This window comes from Nocardioides campestrisoli (genome assembly GCF_013624435.2).
GTDB classification, from domain to species: domain Bacteria; phylum Actinomycetota; class Actinomycetes; order Propionibacteriales; family Nocardioidaceae; genus Nocardioides; species Nocardioides campestrisoli.
Map to the genome: position 1 here is coordinate 2,507,915 of NZ_CP061768.1, position 15,992 is coordinate 2,523,906.

At 68.2% G+C, this 15,992-nt stretch carries 13 protein-coding genes; 12 read left to right on the top strand and 1 reads right to left on the bottom strand.

The genetic code is table 11. From position 1 onward, the window contains the following. Window positions 1-102 precede the first annotated feature (102 nt). The 3 genes from glnA (at window position 103) to H8838_RS11810 (ending at window position 3,546) form a co-directional block, all read left to right on the top strand. Window positions 103-1,521, top strand: coding sequence for a type I glutamate--ammonia ligase (gene glnA / locus H8838_RS11800; protein WP_181311263.1), 1,419 nt, complete (start codon window positions 103-105; stop codon window positions 1,519-1,521). A gap of 400 nt (window positions 1,522-1,921) precedes the next feature. Further along, window positions 1,922-3,061, top strand: coding sequence for a glycosyltransferase family 4 protein (locus H8838_RS11805; protein WP_181311264.1), 1,140 nt, complete (start codon window positions 1,922-1,924; stop codon window positions 3,059-3,061). Then, entirely contained in the window at window positions 3,058-3,546 is a 489-nt protein-coding gene (locus H8838_RS11810; RefSeq protein ID WP_185996315.1) for a DUF305 domain-containing protein, read from the top strand. Before H8838_RS11805 ends, H8838_RS11810 begins: the two co-directional genes overlap by 4 nt. Window positions 3,547-3,838: 292 nt before the next feature. On the opposite strand, the gene H8838_RS11815 is transcribed toward H8838_RS11810, so the two are convergent. Continuing rightward, window positions 3,839-4,723, bottom strand: a complete 885-nt coding sequence (locus tag H8838_RS11815) for a LysR family transcriptional regulator (RefSeq protein WP_185996316.1) — start codon at window positions 4,721-4,723, stop codon at window positions 3,839-3,841. A 136-nt stretch (window positions 4,724-4,859) separates the two neighbouring features. On the opposite strand from H8838_RS11815, the gene H8838_RS11820 reads away from it, so the two are divergent. The 9 genes from H8838_RS11820 to H8838_RS11860 all read left to right on the top strand — a co-directional run bounded on the left by H8838_RS11820 (window position 4,860) and on the right by H8838_RS11860 (window position 15,982). Continuing rightward, a complete protein-coding gene (locus H8838_RS11820; RefSeq protein WP_181311267.1) occupies window positions 4,860-5,738 on the top strand; it encodes an enoyl-CoA hydratase/isomerase family protein in 879 nt (292 codons plus the stop codon). Further along, window positions 5,728-6,963, top strand: coding sequence for a CaiB/BaiF CoA transferase family protein (locus H8838_RS11825; RefSeq protein ID WP_181311268.1), 1,236 nt, complete (start codon window positions 5,728-5,730; stop codon window positions 6,961-6,963). The genes H8838_RS11820 and H8838_RS11825 overlap by 11 nt, the downstream gene beginning before the upstream one ends. After that, the gene (locus H8838_RS11830) at window positions 6,960-8,618 is read left to right on the top strand and encodes an FAD-dependent monooxygenase (RefSeq protein ID WP_185996317.1); all 1,659 of its coding nucleotides are present in this window, start codon (window positions 6,960-6,962) and stop codon (window positions 8,616-8,618) included. Before H8838_RS11825 ends, H8838_RS11830 begins: the two co-directional genes overlap by 4 nt. Window positions 8,619-8,663: 45 nt before the next feature. Continuing rightward, window positions 8,664-9,668: an MDR family oxidoreductase gene (locus tag H8838_RS11835; RefSeq protein ID WP_185996318.1), complete on the top strand. Its 1,005-nt coding sequence runs from the start codon at window positions 8,664-8,666 to the stop codon at window positions 9,666-9,668. Window positions 9,669-9,799: 131 nt separating this feature from the next. Continuing rightward, complete coding sequence (locus H8838_RS11840; protein WP_185996319.1) at window positions 9,800-10,816, top strand: ABC transporter substrate-binding protein; 1,017 nt, start codon at window positions 9,800-9,802, stop codon at window positions 10,814-10,816. Window positions 10,817-10,842: 26 nt separating this feature from the next. Beyond that, on the top strand, window positions 10,843-12,585 hold the full coding sequence (locus H8838_RS11845) for an ABC transporter permease (RefSeq protein WP_185996320.1): 1,743 nt from the start codon (window positions 10,843-10,845) through the stop codon (window positions 12,583-12,585). 13 nt (window positions 12,586-12,598) lie between these two features. After that, a complete protein-coding gene (locus H8838_RS11850; RefSeq protein ID WP_185996321.1) occupies window positions 12,599-13,762 on the top strand; it encodes an ABC transporter ATP-binding protein in 1,164 nt (387 codons plus the stop codon). Between the two features lie 263 nt (window positions 13,763-14,025). Continuing rightward, entirely contained in the window at window positions 14,026-15,234 is a 1,209-nt protein-coding gene (locus H8838_RS11855) for an acyl-CoA dehydrogenase family protein (protein ID WP_181311274.1), read from the top strand. 103 nt (window positions 15,235-15,337) lie between these two features. After that, a complete protein-coding gene (locus H8838_RS11860; RefSeq protein WP_185996322.1) occupies window positions 15,338-15,982 on the top strand; it encodes a TetR/AcrR family transcriptional regulator in 645 nt (214 codons plus the stop codon). The last annotated feature ends 10 nt before the right edge of the window (window positions 15,983-15,992 follow it).

Genomic DNA, 15,992 nt, shown 5'->3' on the forward strand with positions numbered 1-15,992 from the left:
AGGAAACTGCGCCTGCGTAGTTTCACCGACAGTCCGGTGCAGAGTCGCACCGATCTTCACCCGATGTGGAGGCCGTGCCCCGAGCGCGGCCAAGGAGGACGAATGTTCGCAAACAGCGACGAGCTGCTCAAGTACATCAAGGACGAGCGCGTCGAGATGGTCGACGTGCGCTTCTGCGACCTGCCCGGTGTCATGCAGCACTTCACGGTCCCGGTCTCGTCGTTCGACGAGTCGGTCTTCGAGGACGGCCTCAGCTTCGACGGCTCCTCCATCCGTGGCTTCCAGGCGATCCACGAGTCGGACATGTCGCTCTTCCCGGACCCGACCACGGCCTACATCGACCCGTTCCGGGTGGCGAAGACGCTGGTGGTGAACTTCTTCATCCACGACCCGCTCACCGGCGAGGCGTACTCGCGCGACCCGCGCAACATCGCCCGCAAGGCGATGTCGTACCTGGCGAGCACCGGCATCGGTGACACCGCGTACTTCGCGCCCGAGGCCGAGTTCTACGTCTTCGACAACGTGCGCTTCGAGACCAAGGCCAACGCGGGGTACTACCACATCGACTCCGAGGCCGGCGCCTGGAACTCGGGCTCCGAGGACAACAACCGCGGCTACAAGGTCAAGTACAAGGGCGGCTACTTCCCGGTCGCGCCCTACGACCACTTCGGCGAGCTGCGCGACGAGATGGTGATCGAGATGGAGCGCTCGGGCCTCCACGTCGAGCGCGCCCACCACGAGGTCGGTACCGCCGGTCAGGCGGAGATCAACTACAAGTTCGACGAGCTGCTCAAGGCCGCCGACGACGTGATGAAGTTCAAGTACATCGTCAAGAACGTCGCCTGGCGCAACGGCAAGACCGCGACCTTCATGCCCAAGCCGATCTTCGGTGACAACGGCTCCGGCATGCACTGCCACCAGTCCATCTGGAACGAGGGCGAGCCGCTGTTCTACGACGAGACCGGGTACGCCGGGCTCTCGGACATGGCGCGCTACTACATCGGCGGCATCCTCAAGCACGCCCCGTCGCTGCTGGCCTTCACCAACCCGACGGTGAACTCCTACCACCGTCTGGTGCCGGGCTTCGAGGCGCCGATCAGCCTGGTCTACTCCCAGCGCAACCGCTCGGCCTGCGTGCGGATCCCGATCACCGGGTCCAACCCCAAGGCCAAGCGCATCGAGTTCCGTTGCCCCGACCCGTCGGCCAACCCGTACCTGGCGTTCTCCGCGCTGCTGCTGGCCGGCATCGACGGCATCAAGAACAAGATCGAGCCCCCGACGCCGGTCGACAAGGACATCTACGAGCTGCCGCCGGACGAGATGGCCGAGATCGACCAGGTCCCGACGTCGCTCGGTGCTGTGCTCGACAACCTCGAGCGCGACCACGACTTCCTCACCGTGGGCAACGTCTTCACCCCGGACCTGATCGACACCTGGATCGACTACAAGCGCACGAACGAGATCGCGCCGATCCAGCTGCGCCCGCACCCGCACGAGTTCGAGCTGTACTACGACATCTGACAAGTGGCCCGACAGGGCCTCTGACCTCCGGGTTCTTCAGCCCCCGGCCACCCGTTCCCCTCGATTTACCCGAGGGGACGGCGGCCGGGGGCTGTGTCGTTCCCAACCACGTCGACCACCGCTGGCACCATCCCGGTCGCCCTCTGCGACCTGTCATGCCGGGCCCACCCGGGCGCCAGCACCCCGGCGTACTCCGGGCCTCCGTGTCCGCACGCCCTTGCGCTCTCCAACCGGGAGGAGGCTACTGTCGCAAGAACACTGCAGGTGACAGGTCGAACGCCTCGGCTCGAGGCGTCCGGGCGCTGACGCCAGCAGCGACGTCAGGCGGTGGCGAGATGACCTCGCTCAGCACAGCACCATCCCCTGCTCCCGAGGCTCACACGCTCACCCCTGGTCTCGGGTGATCTCCTTCGTCTGGTCACCCGGCATCCCCCTGCCAGCCGGCACCGGCGGGTCGGAGAACTACACGATCGGCCAGGTCCGCGAGCTCAACCGCCGCGGAGTCGACGCCAGGGTCGTGACCATCGGCCTTGGGGAGGCCGACGGCCGTGTGGAGTTCCAGGACATACCCTTCCTCGCCGTCGCCACGCTTGGAGACCTGGGAGGGCTCGACGACACGCTGGTCTTCGTGAGCGAGTCCCCACCGGTGGCGACCCGTCACCCGGCCTACCAGATGTTGCACGTCCCACCGCCGCTGCGCGAACGCCACCACCGCGCCGCAACAGCCGGCACCCGCGACCGGAGGCTCATTGCCACGAGCCGGTACGCCGCTGCTCTGTGGGCGGGCTTCCTCGACGTCAGCCTGGACACAGTCCACGTCGTCTACCCCTTCGCCGAACCAGTCTTCGCCTCCCGACCGAGCGTCGCCCGGGAGGACGGCGTCACCCGCGTGCTCTATGCGGGACGGCTGACCCCGGAGAAGGGCATCTACACCCTGCTCTCCATGCTGCACAACGACCTGTTCCAGAGCGACGGTCGATGGTCCTTCACCGTCACCACAGCGGGCTCGGACAAGCCGCAGGGCGCGGTCATCGAGCGGATGCTCCGGACGCATCCTGGCGTCGAGGTGGTCCCAGCGCGACGCACGCCGGCGGGGATGGCCGACCTCATGGCCGAGCACGACATCGTGGTCATGCCGTCCAACAGCCAGTACTGGCACGAGACCTTCGGGATCGTGTCCATCGAGGCTCAGCACGCGGGCTGTCGCGTGGTCGCCTCCGACGACGGCGGTCTGCCCGAGACCGATTGCGGGGCGCTGCTGCTGGTCGCGCCCGACGACGCCGAGGCACTCGCCCAAGGAATCCTCGTCGCGCGCCGCCAAGGGCCGGTTCCCGACGCCACCCGGCAGCAGGCCGGTGAACGGTTCACCGTCACCGACTCCGTCGACGGACTCCTCGCCGTCCTCAGGGCACCGCGGACCCCGACTCCCTGGGCCGTCATCCAGGACCTCGAGGCCATCGGGCGCCTCCCGGCCGTGAGCCCGCCGCACGAACGACCCCTCCTCCCAGAGCCGCCTCAACCCACAGGAAAGACCACATGACCGCCCTGGAACCCACACCCACGGACCCCGCCCACATCGCCCCCCGGCGCGACGGCAACGGCGTCGACCTCCACTACCTGCAGCACGCCCTGGCAGCCCTGGGACCCGCCATGGCCGCCAGCCGTGCCGCCACGGTACGAAGTCATGACGAGGACGTCCGCAGCCTCGCACGGCAGGCGTTGTCACTGCAGACCAGCCAGCTCGCGGCGATCTCGGCCGGTCTCCTCAGGTGGGACCGGCCGAAGGTCGCCGCTCGGGCGCCAGGGCCGAACGATGCCGAGCGGTGGACCGGGCTCCACGGCGCCGCACTCGACCGGGCCTTCCAGGTGCAGCTGACCGCCCATGCGCACGCCTCGATCTCCGCGGCCCGCACCGAGATGGTAGGAGGCGCCAGTCCACACGCTCGCGCAATCGCGGAGGATTCCATCCGGGCGCAGTGCCAACAGCTTGCTGCGCTCCACGTGCTGTCACCAGTGGTCGCCTGAGGACCTCCCCACGTTCGCTCTGGCAGGAGAGGAGCGTCGGAGGACGTCTCCGACTACCCCCTGAACGAGGTCCACGAGACCGACGGCACGTGATGCACTGGGAAGCCTGAAGGTCGAGGCTCGGCCGCCCAGGGTCCTCCTGCGGCCGTACCTCGACTTGAACCTTGCCTGCAACTACCCGACCCTCCGGCCACGGCCATTGGCCACCGAACGCCGGTGCGCAGGAAGGGACCGGTCGACTGAAGGATCAGGCGAAGTTGAACTGCGGCATACGGGAGCACGAGGTCGCCAACTAGGGCTCTCGCCGCAGGATGAACTCCACGAAACTGTTCAACGCGGAGCTTCGCCTCAAGTCCTTGCGCGTGACGAGGCTGAAGGGGATGGTGAGATCGAGACCGCTGACATCGAGCTCGACCAGGCGACCGTTATGCAGTTCAGCCTCGAGACACGGACGGGGCAGGCAGCCCAGGCGATCGCCCGCCGCGACCACAGCCTTGATGATGTTCACACTGTCGCTCTCGAGGACGATATCCATCGAAGCGACGCGGTTGAGCATGGCCAGGGTGAATTGGCGCCGACTGTCTGCGAATCGGTGCTGCAGGCACCATGAGTAGGGGCTGAGATCCTCCGCAAGAAGGTTCCGGCGGCCTGCCAGCGGATGATCCGGGCTGCAGAAGACGGTGAGCGACCCGCGTCCCCAAGGCATGACGTCCAGCGTGCGCCGCAGCGAGACGAACTCCACGAGGCCGAGGTCGAGTGCCATCTCGTCGACGCGGCTGATCACGTCGAACGCTGGCAGCACCGAGATGCCCAGACGCACACCGGGGTTCTCCGCCATGAAGGCCCCGCACACGTCATCGAAGAGATAGTCGCCGACAGTGGGACTCACGCCTATCCGCAGCGGAGCCGAGGAGCTGTCTTCGCCGACCGCAGTTCGCATCTCGTCCGCCGCGACCAACATCGACGCCGCGAGCGGTTGAAGCCTCCGGCCGGCCTCGCTGAGCATGAGCGCGCGGTGCCCCCGGATGAACAGTCGTGCCGCGAGCGCCTTCTCGAGATTCTGTAACGCCATGCTCGCCGCGGACTGGCTCATGTGCAGTTCCTCCGCAGCGCCGCTGACTGAGCCGAGGCGCGCCACGGCCTCGAAGACGGACAACTGCCGAAGGGTGATACTCACGCTCACACCTATCGATTATTACGATACGGACTATCGAAAGTATCACGCCAGTCGATATTGACCCTGTCCTCGAGCGCACCGTAGGAATGACGTACGTCACATTCCACGACCGTGAGGACGTCAGGTGCACCACCGAGTGAGCACGCCGGAGGGATCCCGGAGACAGGGGTCCTTCCAGCACGTCACCTATGCAAGTCACAGCGGCGTCGCACGCATCGTGCTGGCGCGGCCCGAGACGCGGAACGCCCTCGGCATCGGCCCGCAATCGAGTCGCGCCGAGATCGAGCACTGTCTCGACCTCGCCAAGGCCGACGAGTCGGTCCGGTGCGTGCTGATCTCAGCCGAGGGACCCAGCTTCTGCGCCGGAGGGGACCTCTCGGGTCTCCCGCAGCAGCCGACCCCCATGGACGAGAAGTGGTTCACCGACGAGCTCGACCGGTTCCACCACCACGTCCGTACCTTCCCCAAGCCACTGATCGCTGCGGTCCAGGGACACTGCGTCGGCGCGGGCTTGTCCTTCGCCCTGCAGTGCGACGTCGTCCTGGCTGGAGAAGACGCCCGCTTCGGGCTGCCCGAGGGACGGTTCGGCCACCCCGGAGCGGTGGAGGTCGCGATGGCCGCCGGTCCGGCAGTGGCCAAGTTCCTGATCTTCAGTGGCGAGCTGCTGGACGCCGAAGCCGCGGTCCGGTTCGGAATGGCGCTGACCGTGATCCGCAACGGCCGGCTCGAGCAGCGGTCGGAGGAGCTCGCCATGCGCATCGCCCGGATGCCGGCGGACGCGCTCCAGCTGAACAAGGCCGCCATCAATGCGGCCGCCGAAGTCGGCGGCCGCGAGGCGGGTCGCCGCGCCGGCCGGGCCCTGGACCTGATCACGAAGGTGATGAGCCATCAGGCCCTCGCCCCCGATGGGCGCACGTTCGACCACATTCTCCAAACGGAAGGGGTCCGCGGAATGCGCGCGGCACAACGTCAACAGTTCACGCACTCCTGGTGGGAACCGACCGATGACTGCTGAGGTGAACCAGAGCGCGCCCGGTCAGGGCCCGCTGACCGGTCTTCGCATCTTGGACATGACCACCGTGATCATGGGCCCGTACGCGACCCAGATCCTGGCGGACTACGGGGCGGACGTGGTCAAGGTGGAGGCACCCAGGGGGGACACCACCCGCCAGATACCGCCTATGCGCAACCCCGGGATGGGGTGCATCTTCCTGCACCTGAACCGCAACAAGAAGAGCGTCGCGCTCGATCTCAGGGATGCCGACGCCGTGGCTGCGGTCTTCGAGATCGTGGCTGACTGCGACGTCCTGATCACCAATGTCCGTCCGGCGGGACTCGCCCGGCTCGGCATCACCTACGACGCCCTGCGGGAGCGGAGACCGGACCTGATCTGGATCAGCCTGGTCGGCTTCGGGAGTGGCGGCCGATACGGAGGCCGCCCCGCGTACGACGACCTGATCCAGGGCCTGACCGCGGTGCCGTCGATGCTGGTGGCTGCCGGATCGGAGGTGCCGCACTACGTGCCGATCTCCTTCAACGACCGAGCCGTCGGGCTGCACGCGGCCATCGCGCTGCTCGCGGCGGTCCGGCACCGGGACGTCACCGGTGAGGGCCAGTTCGTCGAGGTCCCGATGTACGAGACCATGGTGCAGTTCACCCTGGGCGAGCACCTCGGCGGCGAGACCTTCGAGCCCGCGAACGGCCCGATGGGGTATCGCCGCACCCTGACCCGCGAGCGGCGACCGTACGCGACGAAGGACGGCTTCCTCTGCCTGATCGTCTACACCGACGCCCAGTGGCGGAACTTCCTGAGGATCGTGGGCAGGTCCGAGCTGATGGAGCGCGACCCGCGGTTCGAGAGTCTCCTCTCGCGCACCGAGTTCGCCGACGACCTCTACGTGATGCTCCGAGAGGAGCTGCTGCAGCGCACCACGGCCGAGTGGCTGGCCGCCTTCGCCGAGTCCGACATTCCCGCCGTCCCGTTGCACACCCTCGAGACCGCTCTCGGCGACGAGCACCTCGCCGACGTCGGATTCTTCCACACCGTCGACCACCCCACCGAGGGACGCATCCGCAGCATGGCTGTGCCGACCCGGTGGTCCGGGTTCGAGCCGGCCGAGCCCAGGCCGGCCCCGACTCTGGGTGAGCACACTCGCGAGCTGTTGAGTGCCACCTCGCTGCCACCGGAGACCATCGAGCGACTCGTGGCCGGCGTGGACTCCCGGGAGGTCGCGCGGTGAACGACGTCATCGACACCGACGTGCTCATCATCGGAGCCGGTCCCGTGGGGCTGGCCCTGGCCCTCGACCTGGCGCGACGCGGTGTCCCCTCGGTCGTCGTCGACGACACCGCCGTCGACACCGGGGTGCTGCCAGCGAAGGCGGGCCTGCTCAACGAGCGCACCATGGAGATCTGCCGCCAGTGGGGAGTCGCAGACGAGGTGCGCGCTGCCGGTGCGCCGGCCGACTACCCCCGCGACACGGTCTACTGCACCGCGCTGGTCGGCGGAGAGCTGATCGGAAGATCGCAGGTGCCGCCGATCAGCGCGCTCCCCAGGGACCTCTCACCTGAGACGACGGCGAAGTGCCCACAGTTCATCTTCGACCCGATCCTCGAGCGCGCAGCGCTCGAGACCGGGCTGGTCGACCTGCGCCGCCCGCACCGACTAGTGGCCTACCGCGAGCAGGACGGGTCCGTCACGGCAGAGGTAGCCGACATGTCCGCCACTGGCCGTCGCACCGAGACGATCTCGGCGGCATACCTGGTGGGCTGCGACGGCGCCGCCAGCACCGTCCGGCGACAGGCCGGAATCCCGTTCGACGGGGGCACGCTCGACTACTCGATCAGCGTGATCACCGAGATCGAGTCGCTGGAGGACCACCATCCGTTCGGTCGTGCGGAGCGGTTCATGTTCATCGACGAACGCGGGACCTGGTGCAACGTCACCTCCATGGACTACCAGAAGTACTGGAGGTTCACCTTCCTCGGATACCCCGAGAAGCCCGCCCTCGACGAGTTCGACGCCGAGGCGGCGGTCGCGGCCGCCGTGGGGTCCTCCGACCTCCCCCTGCGCATCCTCGGCGCCGTTCCATGGCGGCGCAGCGAGAGCGCGGCCCGGACCTACCACCAGGGCCGGGTGTTCCTCGCCGGCGACGCCGCGCACACGACGTCGCCCACTGGCGGGCACGGCCTCAACACCGGGATCGGAGATGCTGCCACGCTGGGGTGGATCCTCGCCGGGCTGGTCGACGGCTGGGCGGGGCCGGAGGCCGCCGAGGCGTACACGGCCGAGCGACGTCCGGTCGCGCTGCGCAACAGCGGGATCTCCAGCGTGCACTACCGGAACTGGGTGGACGGCGTCGACTTCCGCGGCGCCACGGCCCCCGGCGCGGCCGGGAAGCGCGAGCGCGAGCGGATCGGGCGCGATCTCGCCGACGTGCTGTCCTCGCAGTGGAGCTCCCAGGGGGTCTCGCTCGGCTACCGGTACGAAGACTCCGGGCTGATCGTCGACGACGGCTCGGTGGCTCCGCCGGACGACCCGTCGTCGTACACGCCCACAGCCAAGCCCGGGCACCGCGCGCCGCACGTGGTCCTGAAGGACGGCCGCTCGACACTCGATCTGTTCGGCGCCGGTTTCACCCTGCTCAGCTTCGGCGAGCGCGACGAGCACGACGAAGACGTGGCTCTCCTCCAGGCCGCGGCCATGGAGCGCGGCCTGCCGCTCAAGGTCGAGCACATCGATGAACCGGACGCCCGCTCGGTCTACGAGAGGCAGCTGGTGCTGGTGCGTCCCGACGGCATGGTGGCCTGGCGCGACGACCTGGTGGGCGGTGCCACGGTCGCGGCACAGGTCGTGGACACGGCGCGCGGAGCAGGGAGCCCGACACATGCCTGAGCCCCGAACAACAGCGGGCCCGAACACGGAAGACAGGAGACTGATGTGACTGAGCAGTTCAATGCAGTGATGGTGGAGCAGGTCGGCGACAGGGCAGAGGCGCAGTTGCGCCGGCTGCAGCTCTCGGACCTGCCCGACGGCGAGGTGCTGGTGCGGGTCAGCCATTCCTCGGTGAACTACAAGGACGCGTTGCTGCTCGCCGGCAACCGCAACAAGGTGGCGCGCTCGCTGCCCATCGTGCCTGGGATCGACCTGGCCGGCTCTGTGGTCTCGTCCACCTCGGACCGCTGGAGCCCCGGCGACCAGGTGATGGCCAACGGCTGGGGACTGGGCGAGAGGCACTGGGGTGGACTCTCGGAGTACCAGCGGATTCCCGCGTCGTGGTTGCAACCGATCCCGGAGGCCTTCACCGCGCGGCAGGCGATGGCCATCGGGACCGCCGGTTACACCGCGGCGCTGTGTGTCCTCGACCTGGAGACCCGCGGTGGTCTGGAGCGGGGTGACCGTGTCCTGGTGACAGGTGCCACCGGTGGAGTCGGGTCCGTGAGCGTCGCGCTCCTGGCCGCGGCCGGCTACCGGGTCGTGGCCAGCACCGGAAGCCACGAGAGTCACGCCTACCTCAAGCAGCTCGGCGCCGAAGAGGTCCTGGACCGCAGCGAGCTCGCGGAGGAAGGCCGCCCGCTTCAGAAGGAGAGCTGGCAGGGCGCGGTCGACACCGTAGGCGGGGTCACCCTCGCCAACGTCCTGGCCCGCACTGCGTACGGACGTGCGGTGACTGCCTGTGGGCTCGCCGGCGGGATCCAGCTCCCCGGCACCGTGCTGCCGCACATCATCCGCGGCGTCGCCCTGCTGGGTGTCGATTCCGTGATGGCGCCGATGCCGCTGCGGCAGGCCGCCTGGGAGCGCCTCGCCCGCGATCTCGATCCGCGCATCGTGGACGCGGTGTCCCGCACGGAGCCCCTCGAGCGGGCGGTCGAGGTCGGCCAGGAGCTTCTGTCAGGAACCGTCACCGGACGAATCGTCATCAGCGTGTCTGAGGAGGAGCACTGATGCCCGCGCTCATGCCGGTCCGACCTACGACCCCTCGGAAGAAGATGACTGCAATGCTACGGAAGCCGTCCCCCCACGTCGCTCCTCTCCCGCGCCGCACGAGGCGGTCCGCACTCGGTGCGTCCCTCGCGGTGACCGTGGCGCTCGGCCTGGCCGCGTGCGGTGAGCCTGAGGCGGCGGCGGAGCCGCTGCCCGACGACGCGACCATCGAGCAGCTGTACGAGGCCGCCAAGAAAGAGGGCGAGGTCGTCATCTACGGTCCGACCCAGGACCAGTACGCCGGCGTGTACGAGAAGTTCGAGAAGGACTACCCCGGCGTCACGGTGACGGAGGTCGACATCTTCGGCACCGAGCTCGACTCCCGACTGGACGCCGAGACGGCCGCCGGCGGACCGGATGTGGACCTCATCCAGGAGGGTGTCGCCGACGTGGCGCGCCGCGCCCAGGACGGCCTGTTCGCCGCCTACCTGCCCACCACGCCGGCCGACATCCCGGCCGAGCGGATCGGTGAGGACGACAGGTGGGTCGTCGTGTCCCGGGGGCTCTACGGCCCGATCTACAACACCGACAAGGTCGCCGCGGAAGAAGCGCCGACGACGTGGGACGACCTCACCGACGAGAAGTGGTCAGGACGTGTCGGCACCTCCGACCCCGCGCAGCCCGGCGGCACGACGCAGTCGCTGGCGGCTGCCTTCGACGCCGAAGCCATCGACGAAGGATGGCTGAGCGACCTGAACGACCGAGTTGCGCCGCGCAACTATCCGAGCATCGCGGCCGTCGTCCAGGCGGTGGTGACCGGCGAGATCGACCTCGGCCTGGTGGCCTCCTACGGAACGGTCGTCCAGAAGCAGAACGAGGGGGCGCCGATCGCCTTCCAGGCGCTCGAGGACGGCTCGTTCATGCTCGACTTCGGTATGGGTGTCGTCGACGGGAGCCCACACCCCAACGCAGGACGCTTGCTCGCGTCCTGGCTGCTTTCCGACGCCGGCCAGGCGGCGATCGCTGAGGTGACCTACGAGTTCGGCTCGATGCCCGACGCGCCTCTTCCGCCAGGTGCGGAAGCGCTGGGTGAGATCAACTCGCTTCCCTACCCAGGCGTCGGACGCGAGCAAGAGGTCATCGAGCTCATCGCGGACACCTTCAAGTAGGGCCTGAGAGGTAAAGAGGCAATGACGTGACCATCGTGACCATCGCCCCACCGAGCCGCCTGGACGTCGTTCGTCCCTGGCTGCCGAGGCTCGCAAAACTGGTCGGGCTCGCCGCCCTGGGCTGGCTCCTGGTCTGGCCACTGGTGATCCTGGCCTACGGCTCGGCGCACTCCTCGCCGCTGCGCCAGGAGTCCGGGTGGACACTGGGCGGGTACCAGCGTGTCTTCACCGACTCGACGACCTACGGCACACTCGCGACCACCCTGGGTTTCGCCGTCGCAGTCACCATCCTGGCGACCGGAATGGCTATCGTCCTGGCTGCCATCAGCACCCGGCTCGACGTCCCACTGCGGTGGGCGATCACGCCGACCATGGTGGTCCTGGTGGCCACACCCACCGTGCTCTACGCGATGGCCTGGGCCGTGCTCGGTGCCGGGGAGTCGGGACTGATCGGCAGCGCCCTGAAGGGCGTCGGGCTCGACTCCGTCGCGTCCGCCGTGGAGACCCGGAGCATGGCGGGAATGATCCTGGTGACGTCGGCGAAGGCCGGGGCGCTGGCCTACCTGGTCCTCATCGCCGCGTTCCAGCGTCGCGATCCCTCGCTCGAGGAGGCAGCCCGCATCGCCGGTTCGTCGCGGCTGCGCAGCTTCTTCGGGATCGAGCTGGCGGTGCTGGCACCCGCGATCATCGCGGCAGGGCTGCTGACGTTCGTGAAGGCTCTGGAGGCGTTCGACATCCCTGCGGTGCTGGGACTGCCCGGGGGCATCAACGTCTACTCCACCCACATCTTCAGCTACCTGCGGCAGGTCGGTGGAGCCGACTACGCGGCGGCGTCCGCCGCCTCCCTGGTGATCGTCGCGATCATGGTCCCCCTGGTCTTCTACCAGGTCCGGGTGTCCCAGGGCAGTCGGCGGTTCGCGATCGTCAGCGGTCGAACGTCGCTGCAGGGCACGTTGACCCGTCCGGGTCGACTGCGCTATCCGATCGGCTGCTTCATCGCGCTCATCGTCACCCTCGTGTTCGTGCTGCCCGTCAGCCAGATCATCCTCGCGGCATTCCGGCCGTACGTGGGAGCGAGCGACTTCACCATGGCGAACTTCGAGCGGCTGCAGAGCGACCCGCGCAACATGGAGGCGGTGGTCAACACCTTCAAGGTCGTCGGGATCGGGGGCCTGCTGGCCGTCGCGCTCGCCCTGATCGTCAGCTTCGCGTTCATCCGGATGAAGTCAAGGGTGGGCCGGGTCATCCAGTTCGCTTCCTGGGTGCCCCTGGCGCTCCCCGGGATCGTGCTCGGACTGGCCTTCGTGTGGTCGTTCCTGACGACCCCGGGCGCCTCGCGGCTCTACGGGACGTCCTGGGCGCTGATCATCGGACTGGCGGTCGCCACCATGCCGATCGCCGTCCGAGCGGTGGAGGGGTCGCTCATCCAGGTCGGCGGGCACCTCGAGGAGGCCGCGCGCATCAGCGGCGCGTCCCATGCCCGGGCACTCCTCGGCGTCACCGTGCGACTGCTCGTGCCGAGCCTGGTCGCCGCCTGGCTGCTTGTCTCGATCACGATGTCAGGGATCCTCGACGTCCCGCTGTTGCTGGGCTCGAGCGGGACGCAGATGATCGCCTCGTCCAGCTACGCCTTCTACACCAACGGGGAGACCGGCGCGGCGGCTGCGCTGTACCTGGTCTTCACCGTCCTTCTGATCACCGTCGGCGGAGCGCTCTGGCTGGTCGCCCAAGCGGCCCGGGTCCTGCCGTCCCTGCTTCGCCGAGTCTGAGAGCGAGATTGTCATGGACAGCATTTCCATCGCCGGAGTTCACAAGAGCTTCGGGAACCGCCGGATTCTCGAGGGCGTCGACCTCGAGGTCGAGCAGGGCGAGTTCGTCTGCCTGCTGGGTCCGTCGGGTTGTGGCAAGACGACTCTCCTGCGCTGCATCGCCGGCCTCGAGAGTCCCGACTCCGGTTCGATCAGGTTCGGCGATGACGCCGTCTTCGACGCAGTCAAGCAGCGCAACGTGCCTCCCGAGCGACGTCAGCTGGGGATGGTCTTCCAGAATTTCGCGCTCTGGCCACACAAGACCGTGTGGGACAACGTTGCCTACCCGCTGCAGCGCCGGCGCACTCCGCGTGCGGAGGCCCGGGACCGGATCGAGGAGGCGCTCGACCTGGTGGGCCTCGGGGACCAGCGCGACTCCTACCCCGGAACACTCTCCGGCGGTCAGCAGCAGCGGGTGTCCCTGGCCCGAGCGGTGGTGGCGCGGCCGCGGGTTCTCCTCTTCGACGAACCGCTCTCGAGCCTCGATGCGAACCTGCGTGAGCAGATGCGGCGCGAGATCCGGCGGCTCCAGCAGCATCTCGGAGCCACCGCGATCTATGTGACCCACGACAAGGAGGACGCCGGTGGGCTTGCGGATAGGCTCGCGGTCCTTCAGGACGGTCAGGTGGCCCAGCAGGGGACGCCGCGGGACGTCTTCTCCCAGCCGTCCACCCGCTTCGTCGCCCAGTTCGTCGGTTTCGACCACTTCCTGCCTGGTGTCGTCGAGTCCGCGCAGGACGGCGGTACGGTGGTCGCCCTCGCAAACGGACACCGGGTGGCGGCGCCGCCGAGCAACGCACTCGATGCGGGCGCCGACGCAGTCCTCGCGGTACGGAGCCGGCTGCTCTCGGTGATGCGAGAGGCGGCCCCCGGCGACAACGTCGTACTCGACGGTGCGATCGACGGCGTCGCGTACCTCGGCGACGACGTCGAGGTCACGGTGCGGCACAGCGGCGGGGAGATGATCGCCCGAGTCAGCCCCGCCCAAGCGCGGACCCTCGACCCGGGAAGCGAGGTCGTCGTCGTGGCGAACGAGGGCGCCCTGAGCGTCCTGCGGTTCCCCGGAACGACGAGGCACTCCGCCGCGCCCGCCGCGGACCGCGTCATCGGGCAGCCCGTGGAGTCGCTCGTTCCGTAGCGCAGGTCAGCACGGGTCAGTCATTCAGTACGACGACGTCTGATCCGAGTCCGACCGCAACACACAGGCTCTGACCTGTGGAAGCGCCGCTCCCCGACCTTCGGTCGGTGGGCGGCGCTTGTCGTCGTCGCTGGCTGGGGTGGTCGACGAAGCGCATCGCCTTCACGTAGGGCTGGAAACATGGACCTCCTCGCGCGTCCCTTGCCTCGAGGCGCATTCCCTTCTAAGGTTATTGTTAGCCAACCAACAAGAGTAGGGGCACCGTGAGCCGTTCACTCGTCGATCCACGTCCACGTATCCCGGCAGCGCATCGCACCGAGGAGCGTGAGGCCATCCAGGAGATGGCGCGCGACTTCGCCATGCGCGAGGTGCTGCCTGTCGCCAACGTGCTCGACCCCGAGCACGGGCTCATCCCCGACTCCCTGCGCGAGAAGATGGGCGACCTGGGCTTCTTCGGCATCCTCGTCCCCGAGGAGCTAGGCGGCCTCGGCCTGGGCGTCGTGGAGTACGCGATCATCACCGAAGAGCTCTCTCGAGCCTGGATGAGTGTCGCCAGCATCATCACCCGCTCCGGCATCGCCAAGGCCCTCGACCCGACGATGCGCGCAGAGCTCCTTCCCAAGGCGGCACGCGGCGAGTGGCTGGGCGCCTTCGCGATGAGTGAGCCGGGTGCCGGATCCGACATCGCCTCGATCCGCACGCGGGCCGACAAGGTCGACGGCGGCTGGCTGATCAACGGCCAGAAGATGTGGTGCACCTTCGCCGACCAGGCCAACGGCATCATCGTGGTGGCCAGGACGACTCCGTACGACCCGGAGAACCGGCACGAGGGGATCCGTCGCTTCATCCTGCACAAGGAGCCGAACTCCTTCCCCGAGGGCCTGTCTGGAACCCCCGTCCGCAAGATCGGCTACCACGGCTGGAACACCTTCGAGCTCTCCTTCGACAACTGCTTCGTGCCCGACGACTGCCTGCTCGGGTACGAGAGCGACGGTCAGGGCGACGGTGGCTTCAAGCGCGTGGCTGCCGGCATGCTCACCCCGCGCATCCACACCGCCGCACGCTCCATCGGCCTCGCGCGTGGCGCGCTCGAGGACACCATCAAGTACGTCCAGGAGCGTGAGCAGTTCGGTCACGCCATCGGCGACTACCAGAACACGCGGTTCAAGATCGCGGAGATGGCTGCTGACATCGAGCTCTGCCGGGCACTGATGTACGAGGTGGCAGCCGATGTCGACGCCGGCGAGGCCTCCGACGTGCGCGCCGCGATGCTCAAGTACGCAGCCGCCGAGATGTCCGAGCGAGTCACGTCCCAGGCGCTGCAGCTGCACGGTGGGGCCGGGTACACGACCGACTTCCCGGTCGAGCGCTACTGGCGCGATGCACGCCTGACCAAGATCTTCGAAGGTTCCTCCGAGATCATGCTGCGCCTGGTCTCCGACCGGCTGCTCCCCCAGACACCGTTCCGGTGACGGCAACCTCCGCGAGCCGAATCGCCCGGCACATCTGTACAGGGAACCGTTGTGCAGGTGGGCCATAGTCGGTAGTTTGCTGGTTGGCTCACAAAGGAGAGACATGACCACGCGCCAACTGAACGGCCACCAGGTTCGCTCGGAGAAGTCCACCCGCCTGCTGTTGCGGGCCGCGGGCGAGCTTGTCGCGGAGGGCGGCTACCAGTCGATGACGCTCGCCACCGTCGGCGAACGCGCCGGCTACAGCCGCAGCCTCGCCACAGCCCGGTTCGGCTCCAAGGCGAAGCTCCTGGAGGCACTGGTCGACGAGATCGTCGGCCGATGGTCGGTGGAGACCATGGAGCCCGAGCTGCAGGGGCTCTCCGGTCTGGACTCGCTGCGTGTCATCCTCCAAGGCATCCGCAACGCCTACGGGCGACGACCAGACTCGCTCTCCGTGCTGTATGCGCTGATCTTCGAGGCGGCTGGGCCGGTCCCTGAGCTCCACGACCGGTTCGTCGAGTTCCACCTCAACCAGCGCGAGCGCATCAGCTCGCACATCCGCAACGGACTGGCCGACGGCTCGATCAACGAGGGCGTCGACCCCGACGCGTTGGCCGCGATGATCGTCGCCCAGCTCCGCGGGGTCGGCTACCTGTGGAAGCTCGACCCCGATTCGATCGATGCGACAGCGGTCCTGAACACGTTCATCGACCAGGTTCTTCAGCGCATCTCCGCTGAACCACACCCGCGGGAGGCCGCCACCTGACGGCTTCTCG